The sequence below is a fragment of the Streptococcus pseudopneumoniae genome, assembly GCF_001072925.1.
GTDB classification, from domain to species: domain Bacteria; phylum Bacillota; class Bacilli; order Lactobacillales; family Streptococcaceae; genus Streptococcus; species Streptococcus pseudopneumoniae_Q.
Window position 1 is genome coordinate 1 of record NZ_JVHE01000080.1, and the last position, 788, is coordinate 788.

Here is a 788-nt window from a genome sequence, read left to right on the forward strand (position 1 = left end):
AAAAAACACAAGACAGAAATCAAAGCCCTTCTTTCCTCCTTTCTCTGCTATACTACAAGCAGAGAAAGGGGGAAAGCAAATGCTTGAAAAGTATTATGAGAAAGTAAAAGGTATTGTCCATAGATGCCGAAAAGATTATTATCTCCACCTGTGGGAAAAAGAGGATTGGGATCAAGAAGGACTGATCTGTCTCTATGAACTCCTCGAGGCTCAACCAGACTTAGTGGAAGAGGAAAAGAAACTCTACGTCTACTTCAAAACAAAATTCCGCAATCGAATCCTAGATAGCGTCAGAAAACAAGAGAGTCAAAAACGTCGCCTAGACCGTATGGCCTATGAAGAAGTAGGCGAGATTAGCCATCGCCTACCAGAAGGAGGATTGTGGCTGGATGATTACTACGCCCTTCATGAATTGTTGGATAGTTATAGAAGAAAATTACCACAAGATAAGCAAGAAGCCTATGAACGGCTCTGGGCAGATGAGCGTTTTAAGGGTCGCAAAGCCATGCTGAAAGAGTTACAGGAAGTAATTCAGTAGAATTGAAAAAAAGTTTAAAAAAGGTGTTGACAAAGTTAGAAAAGTCGGTATAATAGTAAGAGTTGAAAATAACAACTCTGGTCCGTTGGTCAAGGGGTTAAGACACCGCCTTTTCACGGCGGTAACACGGGTTCGAATCCCGTACGGACTATGGTATGTTACAGATGAAACACTAGATGAAAAAAAATAAAAAAAGTTTCAAAAAAGTGTTGACAAGCGAAAGCGGCTGTGATATACTAATATAGTTGTC

Annotated in this window: 1 protein-coding gene and 1 tRNA gene; both read left to right on the top strand. The window is 40.2% G+C overall.

The window, feature by feature from the left end:
* Positions 1-79 precede the first annotated feature (79 nt).
* Positions 80-538, top strand: coding sequence for a sigma-70 family RNA polymerase sigma factor (locus ADH81_RS04370; RefSeq protein WP_049526760.1), 459 nt, complete (start codon positions 80-82; stop codon positions 536-538).
* Between the two features lie 79 nt (positions 539-617).
* Positions 618-689, top strand: a tRNA-Glu gene (locus tag ADH81_RS04375).
* Positions 690-788 lie beyond the last annotated feature (99 nt).

Excerpts from the sequence above, each read along its gene's own strand:
- ADH81_RS04370 (WP_049526760.1), top strand. The coding sequence starts at position 80 with ATGCTTGAAAAGTATTATGAGAAAGTAAAAGGTATTGTCCATAGATGC.